The following is a 13,960-nucleotide window of genomic DNA, read 5'->3' as shown; positions in this document are numbered from 1 at the left end:
AGCACGTTCAGTGAGCGATCTCGTGACCGACCTCGAAACATTGCAGTCTCTGGTCGGCAAGCTCCCCGCGCCACGAGATCTGATCTAATCGAACACCGTTCGGCCGCCGTATACATCGCTCCGGGCCCTCTCGTCGGCAACGAATGCCTCGAAGCTCGGCCCGGCGACGTGGCCTTCGAGCGCGCGGGCCTGCGCGTCGAGTTGGCGAATGGCGGCGAGGCGCTCGTCGTTGCCGAGCTTCGCGCGGGAGACTGCGTCTTTGAGGACGCGGATGGTTTGATCGTAGACCTTCAGCGGCACCGGAAACGGATGACCGTCCTTCCCGCCATGAGCGAGCGACAAGCGCGCTGGATCGCTGAATCGTGCCGGCGCCCCATGCAGGACTTCGGCGACCATCGCGAGCGCCGCGACGGTGCGAGCCCCGACGCCAGGGGTGAGGAGCAGGTCCGCGAAATCTTTCGGGCCTCGATCGGCGGCCGCGGCGAGCGTGGCGTGCAGCCGTCGAAGCACGACGTCCGATGCATGCACTTCATGATGAGCGGGCAACTTCAGATGCGGCGTCTCGGGTTCAGGAGCGTCAAAGAGGTCGAGCGCCGCGCTCCCCGAATCGCGCCATCGCTTCAACAGAGCGACGGGGCGATCCGGCCCCGCATGCACCAGTTCGAGCCCCGCTCGCCTGTTTCGCTCGGCGCGGACATCGGCAAGGTTGACGATCGATCCCTGATTGCGCCCTTCGATCGCCGCATGCGGCGAGTCCAGAAAGCTCTGCAGATTCTCCGACAGCCAGTGATAGCGGCGCGCTTCCCGCCGCTGTTCGTTCATGCCCTGCTGCACGACGCACCAGCGTCCGTCGACGCTGACGATGAAGGCGTGCAGGTAGAGATCGAAACCATCCTGGACGGCCGCGCTGTCCACCTTCGCCACCAGACGACTCGCATGCGTGAGCGGCGACGCGTCGAGGCCGGTGCGCTCACCGAAGGCCGTCAATTCCGCTGGCGTTTGTCGCGACTGCGCGCCTTTGCCGCCGCAGACATAGAGCCCGAGTTCCTGCTCCAACGGCGCGAGTCCGCGCTTCAGGGCTCCGATGACGCTGGTGGTGATCCCGGACGAGTGCCAATCCATCCCCATCACGGCGCCGAAGGACTGAAACCAGAACGGGTGTGCCAGCCTGCGCAGCAGCTCGTCACGGCCATATTCGAGTACGACAGCTTCCACGATGACGCGCCCGAGCTTCGCCATGCGTGCGGAAAGCCAGGGCGGAACACGTCCGCCGTGTAGGGGAAGGTCTGCGCTGCCAGTGCGTTTGGCCATCGCAGCAGTTTACCGCGGCCGGTGACCTGCGCCGTGTAGTCGATTCAGCTAAGGCGCGGCCGTAGGGGTGATCGGTCGGTAGCCCGATATTTGCTGCACGGACGGCGGTCATATCCTCGATGCAACTTCTGTAAGCATCGCGACCTGCTGAGGAACCCTGGAATGCAAGCCTTCATTACCGCCACCGTCGCCGCCACCGCCCACGGTTATCCCGCGTGGTTGAAGAATGCCGCGAGAGCAGCCTTCCTCTTTCTGTTCCTTACCGGCGCGAGCTGGGTGGCCATGATGTGGCTCGCGCTGCGCGGTTTCGACACGCTGTAAACATCGGCCGACCGTCAATTCAAAGCGCTCTGCGCCCGACGCAGATACTCGCGGGGCGCCATGCCAATCAGCCGACGGAACGTGCGAGTGAAGTGGCTCTGATCGCAGAAGCCAAGCGCCGCCGCCACCGCACAGATCGAAGTGTTCCCACCCTCCAATAAGAACTGACTCCGCGCGATCCGCGCCCTCATCAGAAACTCCATCGGACTGTGGCCGGTGGTCACCCGAAACAAGCGAGCGAAATGAAAGCGGCTCACCGCCGCGCTGGCCGCGATCTCGGCCAGGGTCAATCGCTTGCCGATGTTGGCCTCCATGAAAGCCAGCGCCCGCTGCAACGCTCGCGGACTCAAGCCATGCACGCGTGGAGTCTCGTTTTCGGTTGCAACCCATCGCGACCGGCCCGGTCCTGGATTCGTCAACACACCTTGAATGTTCATTGAAGGCTCCCGCTGCTGAGCTGCATGTCGAAGATGGGGTGGCGGATCATGTTGAACAGCCGGGGGCCGCGAAGAAACCCACATGAGAGCGGGTTCGCCCTCACTCTTTCGAGGTAGCAGAAAGCTGTTATCGACGCTGTCCATGGTCGCTATGGTCCGCATGTGCCGCGAGAGTGTCTCGGCCATGTCGTGCGCCGCTTGGATGATCGTGCCTTCGGGAGACCGCCTTCCGTGGCGAGGCAGGGAGCTGGAGGTCTTATTGCTTGCGTCTGACCGACAGCCACGCGATCAACCACGCCGTCGGATGCAAGAGGCCCATCAACAGGAAGATTCCGTCGTAGGCGCCAGTACTGGCGAGCTGACCGACCACGTAAGTAGACGCGAAGCCGCCGAACGCGCTGCCTGCGGCGATCAAGCCAAACACCGTGGCCACGCTGCGCATCGGGTAGCGATCGACCACGAGCGCGCCGATGTTTACTTGAAAAACGAGGTGCGCGAACGCGACTAGCGAGCCCAGCGCGAGTGTCGGCCCGATGCCAGGCTGGAAGGCGATCAACATACCGAGCGGCGCTAACGCCGCCGCGCAGGCCATCGCGACGAGACGACTGCGCGCCGGAGCGACGCCGGAACGGATCAGTCGTCCGGAAAACAAACCGCCGCCGATGCTGCCGAGGTCCGCCGCGAGATACACGAGCCAAGCCAGACTCGCGACCTGGATCAGCGTCATGCCGCGCTGGTCGGTCAAATATTTCGGGAACCAGAACAAATAGAAATACCAGACGGGATCGGCGATAAGGCGCGCCAGCGCCAGGCCCCAGACACTGCGATCGCGCAGGATCGGTCCCCATTCGATGGGCTCGGCGCTGCGCGCCGGCTGGGCTCCTTCAGGACTGCGATAGACGAGCAACCAGACCGCCAGCCAGATGAAACCCGCCGCACCGGTAATGACGAATGCAGCACGCCAGCCGTATTGCAGAGCCAGCCACGCAATCAAAGGTGGCGCTAACGTCGCGCCAACCATCGCGCCGGCGGTGTACACGCCGATGGCGAAACCCCGCTCGGTCGGCGGAAAGTGCTCCGCCACTGCCTTGGGCCCTGCGGTGTAAACGCCAGGCTCGCCGAGTCCCAACATCATCCGCGCGAAACCGAGTTGGCTCGCATTGCGCACCCAGCCGGTCGCCATGTTGGCGAGCGACCACCAGCCGAGGAACAAAGCCAAAGAAACTTTCGCGCCCAGTTTGTCGGTGATCCAGCCAGCGGCGAGATAGGAGACCGCGTAAGCAATCAGAAAATATTGAACGATGCGCGCATAGCCCACGTCATCGATGCCAAGGTCCTTCTGTACGCTCGATGCGAGTATCGACAGCGTCTGGCGATCGATGTAGTTGAGCACCGTCGCCGCGAACAGCAGCGCCAGAATGGCCCAACGGATCCTGCTGACACGTACACCCGCTTCCGTTTCGGTCGTCACTGCGGGTGCTTGCATCTTTATCCGCCAATCTCGGTGGCCGCCGCGCGCAATGCTTCGACGAGCGGCGCGGTCGCAGCTTCAGGAATCCAGCCCGACATGGCCACGCCCGCATGAGCCGGATCGCCCGTGGACACCGCGACGATGTGATGATCGCGAGCGTCGGCGACGTGCACGCGTGCGTAACCCAGTCTTCGCACCTCGGCTAATTTGGCCAGCAGTTGCTCGATGCCTTCGGGGAACATCGGAATGTCGCGGTCTTTGTAGAGCTCGCGCACATCCTCGTCTTCATGCTCGGAGAGCAACACGATACCGATGCCGCTCGTAGTCGCCGGCAACAGGCCGATACGGCCCAGACCGCGCGACGCCTCGATGCCCGGCGGCGCATGGAACAAGTAACTCACGTTGTCCTGCCACAGCACGCCGAGCGCGACCGTGTGACCGAAACGCCGCAAGCCTTCTAGCACCGGCAAGGCATTACGGATGAGGCCGGACGCGAACAGACTCTGCGCCGCCAGCACGTGCATGCCCGGCCCGGCGGTGTACTTGCGATCGGCGGTCTGGCGCGCGATGCCGAGATAAGCGAGCGTCTTGAGCAACCGGTTCACCTTCACCGCGTCGATGTCCAGTCGCCGCGCCAGCTCGCGGGAGCCGACCGGGTCGGGCGAGGTGGCCAGCGCCTGTAAGGTGGCGATGCCGTCGATCAGGCTTTTGTTGGGTTGCGCGTTGAGTTTGGGTCGCATGGCCGTCAACCGGAGATCCGTTCCGCGAAGTCCCACAACCGGGCCTTGGGCGCGGCGCCCAAGCCGGGCGCGGCGGGCAACCGATACGCGCCGTCGGCATATCCCATGTCGCTATCCAGAAGCTGCAGATTTCGTTCGAACACCGAGTGCTGCCATTCATGTTTCCACAGATGCGGCAATGTTGCCGACACCTGCAGGCTGGCCGCAAGAAACAAACCCGTCCCGATGGTCGCGTGCGGGGCGATGGTGGCGCCCCGCTCCGCCGCCAATGCGCTGATACGACGAAATTGCGTGATACCCGTGTGCCCCATTTCCGGCTGCAGGATAGCGAGCGGCCCGGCGTCGAGTCGGTTGGTCGCCTCGTATGACGTGTACCACTCCTCCCCGGCGGCGACGGGGATGCGGCTTTCGCGGGCAACACGAGCCAGACCTGCTTGATCCTCGGGCTTCACCGGCGCTTCAACGAAGAAGGGACGATGGGGCGCGAGCGCCGCAATCAGCTCGAGTGCTTCGTCAGCGGTGAACTTCCAATGCAGGTCGACCATGATCTGCGCATCGGGCCCCAGCGCTGCGCGTAGCGCCGCCATCTCGGCCACGATTCCTTCATGACTCACCACCGCGGCGAACTTGAACGCGCGATGTCCTGCGGCATATTTCTCGGCGGCCAGGGCAACGCGTTCATCAAGCGTGGCGGCCGGCAGACCCGAAAGATAGCCAGGCACAGTAGCGTTCACCGTCGGTCCAAGCAGGTCACGTACCGGAACACCGCGCTGCTTGCCGTAAAGATCCCACAGCGCGATGTCGATAGCCGCGATCGCATCGACGTGAAACCCGCCACTGCAGCCACGAACTCGCATCAAGCCATACAACTCGTCCCAGACTTGCTCGACATCGGACGGATTCGCGCCGAGTACGACGGGCGCGAGCAGGTCATTGATGATTTCGCAGGTCGCGCGCGGCGCGCAGATTCCGTAGGTCTCGCCCCAGCCGATTGCGCCGTCTTCGGTCGTCACGCGCACGACGATGGAACGATCGACGACCGGATAAATCGTGCCGTTCCCTCGTCTCACGATGTAGCCGCGTGAGTTCACCTTTTCACCGGGGCCCAGCGGCCCGAGGTAAGGCGTATCACGCGGAATGGTGACGATGAAGGTCTCGACCGAAGCGACTCGACTCACTTTGCCAGCACCTCGGGCGGGAGCAGATCCGCCAGTCGCGCGAGCAACGCGTCCAGCTCTACAAAATCGAACCGATCGAGCTCCGGTCCGGGCGCACGCACGAAGGTATTTTCAATCAGGCCGCGACGCTTGAGCACTTCTTTGGTCAAGCGCCAGCGAAAGATCGCCTGCATGTTCAGCAACGGCAGCGTGCGCTCGAACAGATTGCGCGCGCCGGCTTCCTCACCTCGCAGAAAGCGATCGAACATCGCGACGTGCAACTCGCTGATCTCACAAGCAGGCATCGTGCCTTTAGCACCGCGCGTCAACTCGTCGATGACATATCGCGCGCCCGCGCCGCCAAACACCGCAAGCAGAGAATCGCCAGCGAGCTCGGTCAGGCGCGTGATGCGTTGACCCGAGGGCGGCGCTTCTTCTTTCACGTAACGGATGCCTTCCACCTCGCGCGCCAGCACCGCCACTTTCTCGAGCGATAAGCCGACGCCCATGGGGGCCGGCGCATTCTGCAACATGATGTCGATGCGCGATCCGGAATAAACATCGCGATAGAAATCCCGCATGCCCGCCGGGTCGTCGACGAACACTTTCGGCGTGAGGACCATCGACGCAACGGCCCCGGCTTTCGCGCCGGCGGCGGCGAATGCGACCGCATCGTCAGTGGCCGTCGCGCTCGCGCCGACGATGAAAGGCACGCGTCCGCCGATCCAGTCGCCGATCAAGCGCGTCATGTGCAAGCGCTCGTCGCGGCTCAGCGTGTCGTACTCGCTCGCGAGCCCTGGAAAAACGACCCCATTGGCGCCGGAGGCGACGATGTAGTCCACCACCCGACGCGTCCCCGCCTCGTCGATCTCGCCCGATGCCTTGAAGATGGTGGGAAGGATCGGCAGGACGCCGCTCACGATCGCCATACCCTGAAGTCTCCTGCTTGGCGGCGCCTGGCCGCGCAAAGTGTTGCTATATGTGTAAGCGTGTCCTCCCCGGGGGCCGATTGTCAATGCCCCGCCCTGAAACGTCGGCAGGCGATTTCCCTAGAGAGAGCGGCAACTGCCGGGCAATACGCGCCTCCTTCGGCAGTCTTGATTTGTTCAGAGTGTTGCTATATTAGTATCATCCACAACGACGCCGCACATCGATTCGTTGGGCTCGCGGCGCGCCTTGGTTAGGGGGAATTGGTCATGACGAAGATCCGGAAGCATCGGTTCGTTCGCAGTCTCGCGGCGCTCCCGGCGACGCTGCTCGCCGTACCGGTTTACTCACAATCCACTGCGCCCGCGGGCGACGACGGCAATGCCGTCGAAGAAGTCGTCGTGACCGGCATTCGCGAGAGCTTGAATCAAGCGCGCGACATCAAGCGCGAGGCCACTCAGTTCGTCGACGCCATCGTCGCCGACGACATCGGCAAACTCCCCGACCGCAACGTCGCCGAGTCGCTGGCGCGGGTGTCGGGCGTGCAGGTCGATCGCGGCATCGCCGAAGGCACCAGCGTGTCGGTGCGCGGCCTCCGCCAGAATGTTTACTTGTTCAATGGCCGGCAGATCGTCGATCCGACGGGCCGCGGCGGCGCTGGCCTCGACACGTTGGGCAGTTCGACATACGGCCTGCTCTCGCTGGTGCCCTCCGAGCTGATCTCACGATTGGAACTGACCAAACTCGCCAGCGCCGATCAGATCGAAGGCGCGCTCGGCGGCATCGTCGACGTGCAGACCCGCATGCCGCTGGAAGGTCCGAACCAGATCGCGGCGAAAGTCGGCGGCACCTATTACGATCAAGCCTCGGAGGATGGCTACGAAGCGTTCGCGCTGGCGTCGCAGAAGTTCGCGGGCGATACGCTCGGCGTGCTGGTGTCCGCTTCGTTCAATCGCCGCAACCTGTCGCAGGAAGGTCTCGATACGTTCTCGGGCTACTCGCGCTTTACAGACAGCACGGGCACAGTGCGCTTCGGTAACGCCGACGCCCGTCCCGAAGAAATCGCCGAGGAGCGTGAAAACATCGGCCTGTCGGGCGTCGTTCAGTGGCAACCCGCCGACGGCGTGGAGCTCACGGCCGATACGTTTTATTCCAAGCTCGATTCCGACCGGAACCGCTGGTGGCTGTCGTTCACCCCGACCGCCGGCCTCAGCAACGCGGTCTACTCCGACAACAACATCCTGCTGTCCGGCCGGGCCACGGGACCGGTGCTGACCAACACGGAGTTTCTCGACACCGAGGCGAGCATCTGGTCTTCGGCCCTGCGCGGCAAATTCGATGTGAGCGACCGGCTGCGCGCCAGCGCCGAAGTGTCCTACACCGAATCGGAATCGACGGCGCACCAGATTTATTGGCGCATGCAGCCCATCGCCGGCATCACTCCCACGGTGGATTTCGACTTCACCGCCGGCGATCTCGGCTCTTATCGGATCAGCGGCATCGACCTGTCGGATCCCGCGCAGCTCCGATACACGATCATGTTCGACAACACTTATGACGTCCGCAGCGAAGACACGGCGGTGCGCACTGACTGGACTTACGATGTGGACGCGGGTCCGCTCAAATCCGTGAGCATCGGCGCTCGCTATGAAGACGTCGATTCCGAGCAGAATCCGTTGCGCGCCGATATCCGCCCCACCGGCGGCATCCCGGCCTCGACTCTTTCTCAGTATCTGACGCTGCATTCCAACAGCGGCTTTGCGAGCGGCGAATTCGCGGGCTTGCCACGATCGTTCCTGACCGCCAACGCATCCGTAAACAGCTGCTCGGCTTTCGCCAATGTAGCGGCGATCTCGCAGAACGTGCAGTGTCTCGATCCCCGGAACAATACGAACGCGTTGTCGAGCACCTTCCAGATCAAAGAGAAGTTCACCTCGGCGTACAGCAAGTTCGACTTCGGGACGGACATCGGCTCCGCTGCTTTGAGCGGCAACGTCGGCGTGCGTTATCTGCATCGCGACCTGGAATCCATCGGCAATCAGATCGCGCCGACTGGCGGCGCGGCTGCCAGCACCTTCGAGCGTACCGACAGCGACGTGCTGCCCTCCGCCGTTACCAAGCTCGCGGTCGGCGAGGACTGGATTTTCCGGCTCGGCGCGGCTCGAGTGATCGCGTATCCGAACACGGCGGACCTGAACAGCGGCGTCACTCTGGCGAACAACGCGGTGTTCGTGGATGGCGTGCAGACGGTGCTCGGCACGGGCACGGGCGGCGCACCCAATCTGGATCCCTTCAAGGCGGATCAGGTGGATCTCTCGGCCGAATATTATTTCGGCGAGCAGGCGCTGGTGTCGCTCGGCCTGTTCTATAAAGATGTGTCGACCTTCATCGTCCAGCAGCAGAGCCCCGAGTCTTACGGCGGCGTCAACTACCTGGTCAACCGCAAGGTCAACGGCGAAGGCGCGGAAGTCGAAGGTGTCGAAGTGCTGGTGCAATTGCCCTTCTACTTCCTGCCCGAAGCCTTCGACGGTTTCGGCGTGATCGCCAGCTACTCATATATAGATTCCACCACACCGATCCGCGACGTGGCCGGGCGCTTCCTGCCGTTGCCGGGCCTGTCGCCCAACAACGTGAATTTCGTCGGCTACTACGAGCGCGGCCCGGTGAGCGTGCGTCTCGCCTACAACTGGCGCGACGACTATCTGGTCGGCCTGTCGGCGGCGGCCACTGGCATTTACAACAGCCCGTACACCGACCTGTCGGCCACGCTGCGCTATGACTTGAGCGACAGCATTTCGCTGGGCTTCGAGGCCAACAATCTTCTCGACGAGAAGCAACGGACTTACGATGGCGTCGACGAGGCGCTGCGCACCAACCTGTTCTTCGGGAGAATCTACAAGGCCAGCGTCAGTTTGAAATTCTGACGGAGGCAGCTCTTGAATACCTCGAACGGGCACGTGGCGCTGGTGACCGGCGCCGCCAGCGGGATTGGCGCCGCGATCGTCGCACGGCTGCGGGCCGACGGCGTTCGCGTCGCCGGCCTCGATGTGAATTCGGGCGCGGACAGCGATCGCAACCTCATCGCCGACATGCGTTCCACTTCGGCGCTCGAAGCTGCGGTGGAGGAGATGAAACGGTCGCTCGGTGCTCCCGACATTCTGGTTCACGCCGCGGCTGCCAGCTTTCCGGGTGGCCTCTTCGATACGACGCCGCAGACGTTTCTGGACTTGTATGACGTCAACGTGGTCGGCGCGGTTCGTCTTCTACAGCTCTGCACGCCCGCGATGCGCTCGCGGGGTGGCGCGGTGGTCATGTTGTCTTCTATCAACGCCGACTACGCCACGCCGAGCCTCGCTGCGTATGCCGCGACCAAAGCGGCGCTCAATAACCTGGTGAAGACGGCGGCCCTCGAACTTGCACCGAGCAAAATCAGGGTCAACGCGGTCGCGCCCGCCAGCATCGACACTCCCCTGCTGCGCGACTCGTTCGCTCGCACCAACGATCCAGAGCAAGCCCGAACCAACAATATCGCGCGACATCCGCTCGGCAGGCTAGGCACCGCCGAGGAAGTCGCCGAGCTGGTTTCGTTCCTTGTTTCGGATCGTGCGCAATGGATCACCGGGTCCATCTATCCCATCGACGGAGGCGCGGGTGTCACGAGACGATAAAACATTCGTCGGCGTCAACTGGGGCAGCACGAACTTTCGCGCCTATCTCATTGGCGCCGACGGCGCGGCGATCGACGAATACTCCGCGCCCGCGGGCGTCGTGAGCCTGGATCGCGATGGCATGGCTGCAAAGATGGATGCACTCGCGGCGCGCTGGCCAAACAGCGGCCCGGTATATGCGTCCGGCATGATTGGCTCGAACGTCGGCTGGAGAGAAGTTCCTTACGCCGAAGCACCCGCTGGCTGCGCGGATCTTGCCTCGGCCGCCCTAGCTACGCAGATCGGCAGCGTCCCGGTTTACATCGTTCCCGGCATCACGTGCCGGCGCAGCTTCGACGGCGCGCCCGACGTCATGCGCGGTGAAGAAATAGAAATGATGGGGCTCGCCACGCTCGGCACGGCCGACGGATGGATTGCGTTGCCCGGCACGCATACGAAATGGGCACGCCTCGAACGCGGCCGAGTGATCGAGTTCTTCACCAGCATGTCCGGTGAGATCTTCGACCGGCTGACCGCCCAGGGCCTGCTCGCTTCCATCGTCGCTGGCGAAGCCCATGACGGACCGGTGTTTCTCGAAGGCGTCGCTGCCGGACGCGCGCGGCGCTTGAGCTTGGGAACATTGTTGTTCGGCGCGCGAGCTCGAGTCGTGAGAGGCGCGCTCTCGAAAGCCGACGCCGCTTCATACATCCGAGGCTTGTTGATCGGGTCCGAGATCGCGGACGCAATGGCGGTCTATCCCACGGCAGGCGAGGCCCTCGTTCCTTTGATCGGGAATCGTGCGCTCTGCACTCTCTATGCGAGCGCGCTCCAGGCTGCGGGAGTTGCGAGCGAGCTGGTTGACTCGCGGACCGCGTGCCTTCACGGGTTTCGGTCGCTGCACGAGTTGCGTCATGACTGAGAGTCGCGTTCGAATTCTCTGCAACGCCGGCGCGATGATCGGCGAATCTCCAGCGTTGCTCGGCGATAGCGTGCGCTGGACCGATCCAGTATCGCGACACCTGCTTCGTTTCGATTCAAGCGGCAACTTCGAAGAAGTCACCACGCCTGCGTCGATCTGGTCCCTTGCCCCTTTGCCAGACGGAACACTGGCCGGCGCACTCGACGACCGCTTCTGCACTCTCACGCAAGCGGGCGAAATAGCCGCCGGCCCCGCAGCGACCATCGATGCAGGCTGTCGCTTCAACGACATGACCACCGACGCCAGCGGCGGCCTTTGGGTCGGCATGATGCATCGGGGCATCCTGGCGACGCGCGGCGCGATCTTTTATTCCCGCTCGGTGAGCGAACCACCGGCGCGCGTTGCTGCCGGGCTCGGCGTGCCCAATGGAATGAAGGTTTCAGCCGATGGCAAAACGCTGTTCGTCGTCGACACGCTCGAACGCACGCTGCTCGCCTACCCTGTCGATCGGGGCACGCTCGGCGAACCCGTCATCGTCAGTGACTTTCTGGGATTGCCCGGCAAGCCCGACGGCATGACGCTAGGGCCGGACGGTACGTTCTGGGTGGCGATGTGGGGCGGCAGTAGCGTCGTCCAGCTGGCTCGCGACGGCGCTTACCTGCGGCGGATCGACGTCCCCGCGCCGCACGTCAGCAGCCTCTGCTTTGCTGGCCAGAGTCGATTGTTAGTTACGAGCTCACGCATGCGCCTGAGCCCGCAAGCGCTGCTCGAGCATCCCGGCTCGGGCGGTCTGTTCGAGATCCTGCTGGAGCACTCATGAGTAGCGGTAAGCTCAGAGCGGCCGCCTCGGTCGCCATGCGCTGGAACTATCGCGTATGGGGATTCGGCGAAGCCATCGCTCTGCGCGGGCTGCTGCGAGCAGGCGATGCGCTCGGGGATTTGACGCCGTTCGGCTTTGTCCACGGAATCATGCGCAGCTGGTTGGGCCGCGGCGTCGCTCGCAGCAACGAAGATCATGTCGGCGCCGGCCGCGAGCTGATCGAGCTTTACAAGCGAACGCACGATGTACAGTTTCTCGATGCCGCGAAAAAACTCGCGGCGCTCAACGCAAGTTTCCCGACGGGTCCGAATGGCGAGCGATACCACCGCGGCGACACACCGGGCTGGCGCTGGCAGATCTGGGTCGATTGCATGGACGTTGACGGCCCGTTCCTCGCCGCGTTGGCGCATGCCACAGGTGACAACGCATATTTCGAGCAGGCCGTCGGCGAATTGCTCGGCTACGCGCGCACGCTGCAAATGGACAACGGCCTGCTCTTCCATGGCTTCGAGCGTCACTGCGGAAGAAATGGCGAACTGTGGGCGCGCGGCAATGGTTGGGCGCTGATGGGACTGGTGGACACACTGATTCTGCTGCCGCGATCTCATCCGGCATGGAGCGAGCTGCAACAGCGCACGGTCGCGCTCGTCGATGCGCTCGCTCACCGTCAGGATCCGAGCGGGATGTGGCACACCGTCATCAACGATGGCGAGACTTATCTCGAATCGACGCTCGCGACCATGGCTGCTTACGCGCTGCGCGAGGCATTCGAGCATGGCGTGCTGGATTCATCGCGCTATGAAGAGATGGAGAGCAAAGCTCGCGCCGCCATGCATTCGCAGGTGAAGGAAGGCACGCTGCAACTGGTGAGCGATGCGACGCCGGTCGGTGCACGCGCTGTTTACGCAAGCCGGCCGTTCGGCGTGTTTCCCTGGGGCCAAGGTCCCTTGCTGCTCGCGCTGTGCCAGGAGGTCGAATGAAAATCGTCAAAGTCGAAGCGTTCCCGATTCAGGCGGAACCTATCGACAGTCGCGGCTACTGGGGCAGCCGCGCGTGGGGCACGGAGCGCGCGGCAGGACAAGCGGAGCTTTCGACGGAATATCCGGTCCCACTGCGACGCCGCTTCGTCTACTCACGAACCATCGATACTGTGATCGTCCGCATCGAAACGGACAGCGGCCACGTCGGCTGGGGCGAAGCGAAAGCTCCCGTCGCTCCGCAAGCCACGGCCCGGATCATCGAACTGTTGCTGACTGACATTCTGATCGGCGCCGATCCGCGCGACGTGCTGGTGTTATGGGAACGAATGTACGCAGGCATGCGCGTTCGCGGCCATCGCGCTGGCTTCTATATCGAAGCCATCGCGGGCGTGGACATCGCACTCTGGGATCTGGCCGGCCAGGCTGCCGGCGCGCCGATTTCAACTTTGCTCGGCGGCAAGATGCGGGAGAGCGTGCGCGTCTATGCCTCCGGCATTCCGTCACTTCCGATCGAGGCTCCCGATGAAGCGATCTCTGAACTGGTTGAAGAAGCACGCTCACTTCGAACGGCAGGTTACACCGGCGTCAAAATGGCGATCGGCCGCGGCGTGCGCGGCGACTTGCGGGCGATTCGCGCGATCCGCGATGGGCTCGGCGACGATTTCACCATCTACGCCGACGCCGCCGGTGTTTACTCGCGCGCCGACGCGATGCGCCTGGGCGAAGCGATGGAAGAACTGGGCGTCGGATTCTTCGAGATGCCGATTCCTCCCGAGGACGTCGAAGGCTATGCGGAGCTTGCGCAGCGCCTGAGCATCCCGATCGCGCTTGATTCGATCATGACCCGCCATGAGACCGTCGAACTGATCCGCAATCGCGCCATCGACGTCGTGCAACCGGATGTTTGTCGCGCTGGCGGTATTACAGAGTGCCGGCGGATCGCCGAGCTGGCCGATTGCTTCGGCCTCGCCTTCCAGCCGCACGTGAGCATCGGATCGGCCGTGCACGTCGCAGCCAGCGCGCATCTGGCCGTGGCCATGCCCAACAGCCTGGTGTGCGAATACTGGATCGGCAAGAACCCGATTGGCGCGTCGATCGCCGCCACGCCGGCGCAAGTGAAGAACGGTTATTTGTTTGCACCGACCGGAGCGGGTCTCGGTATTGGCCTCGACGCCGCGCAGTTGCTCCGACACGCCGTGAAATAACTCGGCCCCGTTTGATTCGACCTGG

The 13,960-nt window shown here is 63.5% G+C and carries 13 protein-coding genes; 7 read left to right on the top strand and 6 right to left on the bottom strand.

What is annotated here, in order from left to right:
* Window positions 1–84 precede the first annotated feature (84 nt).
* Window positions 85–1,311: a DUF763 domain-containing protein gene (locus tag VGD45_RS13045; protein ID WP_331155748.1), complete on the bottom strand. Its 1,227-nt coding sequence runs from the start codon at window positions 1,309–1,311 to the stop codon at window positions 85–87.
* 162 nt (window positions 1,312–1,473) lie between these two features.
* On the opposite strand from VGD45_RS13045, the gene VGD45_RS13040 reads away from it, so the two are divergent.
* Entirely contained in the window at window positions 1,474–1,632 is a 159-nt protein-coding gene (locus VGD45_RS13040) for a hypothetical protein (RefSeq protein ID WP_331155747.1), read from the top strand.
* Window positions 1,633–1,646: 14 nt separating this feature from the next.
* Here the strand turns inward: VGD45_RS13040 and VGD45_RS13035 are convergent, their stop codons facing one another.
* The 5 genes from VGD45_RS13035 to VGD45_RS13015 form a co-directional block, all read right to left on the bottom strand.
* Window positions 1,647–2,069 (bottom strand): AraC family transcriptional regulator, encoded by a 423-nt coding sequence (locus VGD45_RS13035; protein ID WP_331155746.1) that lies wholly within the window; start codon window positions 2,067–2,069, stop codon window positions 1,647–1,649.
* 256 nt (window positions 2,070–2,325) lie between these two features.
* Entirely contained in the window at window positions 2,326–3,555 is a 1,230-nt protein-coding gene (locus VGD45_RS13030; RefSeq protein ID WP_331155745.1) for an MFS transporter, read from the bottom strand.
* Window positions 3,556–3,557: 2 nt separating this feature from the next.
* The gene (locus VGD45_RS13025; RefSeq protein WP_331155744.1) at window positions 3,558–4,280 is read right to left on the bottom strand and encodes an IclR family transcriptional regulator; all 723 of its coding nucleotides are present in this window, start codon (window positions 4,278–4,280) and stop codon (window positions 3,558–3,560) included.
* A 5-nt stretch (window positions 4,281–4,285) separates the two neighbouring features.
* Window positions 4,286–5,458, bottom strand: a complete 1,173-nt coding sequence (locus VGD45_RS13020) for a mandelate racemase/muconate lactonizing enzyme family protein (RefSeq protein ID WP_331155743.1) — start codon at window positions 5,456–5,458, stop codon at window positions 4,286–4,288.
* Complete coding sequence (locus VGD45_RS13015; protein ID WP_331155742.1) at window positions 5,455–6,366, bottom strand: dihydrodipicolinate synthase family protein; 912 nt, start codon at window positions 6,364–6,366, stop codon at window positions 5,455–5,457. Before VGD45_RS13015 ends, VGD45_RS13020 begins: the two co-directional genes overlap by 4 nt.
* Before the next feature lie 267 nt (window positions 6,367–6,633).
* On the opposite strand from VGD45_RS13015, the gene VGD45_RS13010 reads away from it, so the two are divergent.
* The 6 genes from VGD45_RS13010 to VGD45_RS12985 are packed head-to-tail and all read left to right on the top strand — an operon-like array spanning window position 6,634 to window position 13,935.
* Window positions 6,634–9,288 (top strand): TonB-dependent receptor, encoded by a 2,655-nt coding sequence (locus tag VGD45_RS13010; RefSeq protein ID WP_331155741.1) that lies wholly within the window; start codon window positions 6,634–6,636, stop codon window positions 9,286–9,288.
* Window positions 9,289–9,300: 12 nt separating this feature from the next.
* Window positions 9,301–10,032 carry an SDR family oxidoreductase gene (locus tag VGD45_RS13005; protein WP_331155740.1) on the top strand — a complete coding sequence of 244 codons (732 nt, stop codon included), beginning with the start codon at window positions 9,301–9,303 and terminating at the stop codon, window positions 10,030–10,032.
* A complete protein-coding gene (locus VGD45_RS13000; protein WP_331155739.1) occupies window positions 10,016–10,930 on the top strand; it encodes a 2-dehydro-3-deoxygalactonokinase in 915 nt (304 codons plus the stop codon). The genes VGD45_RS13005 and VGD45_RS13000 overlap by 17 nt, the downstream gene beginning before the upstream one ends.
* Window positions 10,923–11,750, top strand: coding sequence for an SMP-30/gluconolactonase/LRE family protein (locus VGD45_RS12995; protein ID WP_331155738.1), 828 nt, complete (start codon window positions 10,923–10,925; stop codon window positions 11,748–11,750). Before VGD45_RS13000 ends, VGD45_RS12995 begins: the two co-directional genes overlap by 8 nt.
* Window positions 11,747–12,730 carry a glycoside hydrolase family 88 protein gene (locus VGD45_RS12990; protein ID WP_331155737.1) on the top strand — a complete coding sequence of 328 codons (984 nt, stop codon included), beginning with the start codon at window positions 11,747–11,749 and terminating at the stop codon, window positions 12,728–12,730. Before VGD45_RS12995 ends, VGD45_RS12990 begins: the two co-directional genes overlap by 4 nt.
* Window positions 12,727–13,935: a mandelate racemase/muconate lactonizing enzyme family protein gene (locus tag VGD45_RS12985; protein ID WP_331155736.1), complete on the top strand. Its 1,209-nt coding sequence runs from the start codon at window positions 12,727–12,729 to the stop codon at window positions 13,933–13,935. The genes VGD45_RS12990 and VGD45_RS12985 overlap by 4 nt, the downstream gene beginning before the upstream one ends.
* The last annotated feature ends 25 nt before the right edge of the window (window positions 13,936–13,960 follow it).

It is taken from the genome of Steroidobacter sp. (genome assembly GCF_036402275.1).
In the GTDB taxonomy this organism is placed as follows: Bacteria; Pseudomonadota; Gammaproteobacteria; order Steroidobacterales; family Steroidobacteraceae; genus Steroidobacter.
Note: the sequence above shows the minus strand (reverse complement) of the source record. Positions and strands in the feature narration are given on the sequence as shown.

Bases quoted from the DNA above. Each gene is read 5' to 3' on its own strand.
- VGD45_RS13010 (WP_331155741.1), top strand. From the start codon at position 6,634: ATGACGAAGATCCGGAAGCATCGGTTCGTTCGCAGTCTCGCGGCGCTC.
- VGD45_RS12990 (WP_331155737.1), top strand. From the start codon at position 11,747: ATGAGTAGCGGTAAGCTCAGAGCGGCCGCCTCGGTCGCCATGCGCTGG.
- VGD45_RS13025 (WP_331155744.1), bottom strand. From the start codon at position 4,280: ATGCGACCCAAACTCAACGCGCAACCCAACAAAAGCCTGATCGACGGC.
- VGD45_RS13045 (WP_331155748.1), bottom strand. From the start codon at position 1,311: ATGGCCAAACGCACTGGCAGCGCAGACCTTCCCCTACACGGCGGACGT.
- VGD45_RS13015 (WP_331155742.1), bottom strand. From the start codon at position 6,366: ATGGCGATCGTGAGCGGCGTCCTGCCGATCCTTCCCACCATCTTCAAG.
- VGD45_RS13040 (WP_331155747.1), top strand. From the start codon at position 1,474: ATGCAAGCCTTCATTACCGCCACCGTCGCCGCCACCGCCCACGGTTAT.
- VGD45_RS13035 (WP_331155746.1), bottom strand. From the start codon at position 2,069: ATGAACATTCAAGGTGTGTTGACGAATCCAGGACCGGGCCGGTCGCGA.
- VGD45_RS12985 (WP_331155736.1), top strand. From the start codon at position 12,727: ATGAAAATCGTCAAAGTCGAAGCGTTCCCGATTCAGGCGGAACCTATC.
- VGD45_RS12995 (WP_331155738.1), top strand. From the start codon at position 10,923: ATGACTGAGAGTCGCGTTCGAATTCTCTGCAACGCCGGCGCGATGATC.
- VGD45_RS13030 (WP_331155745.1), bottom strand. From the start codon at position 3,555: ATGCAAGCACCCGCAGTGACGACCGAAACGGAAGCGGGTGTACGTGTC.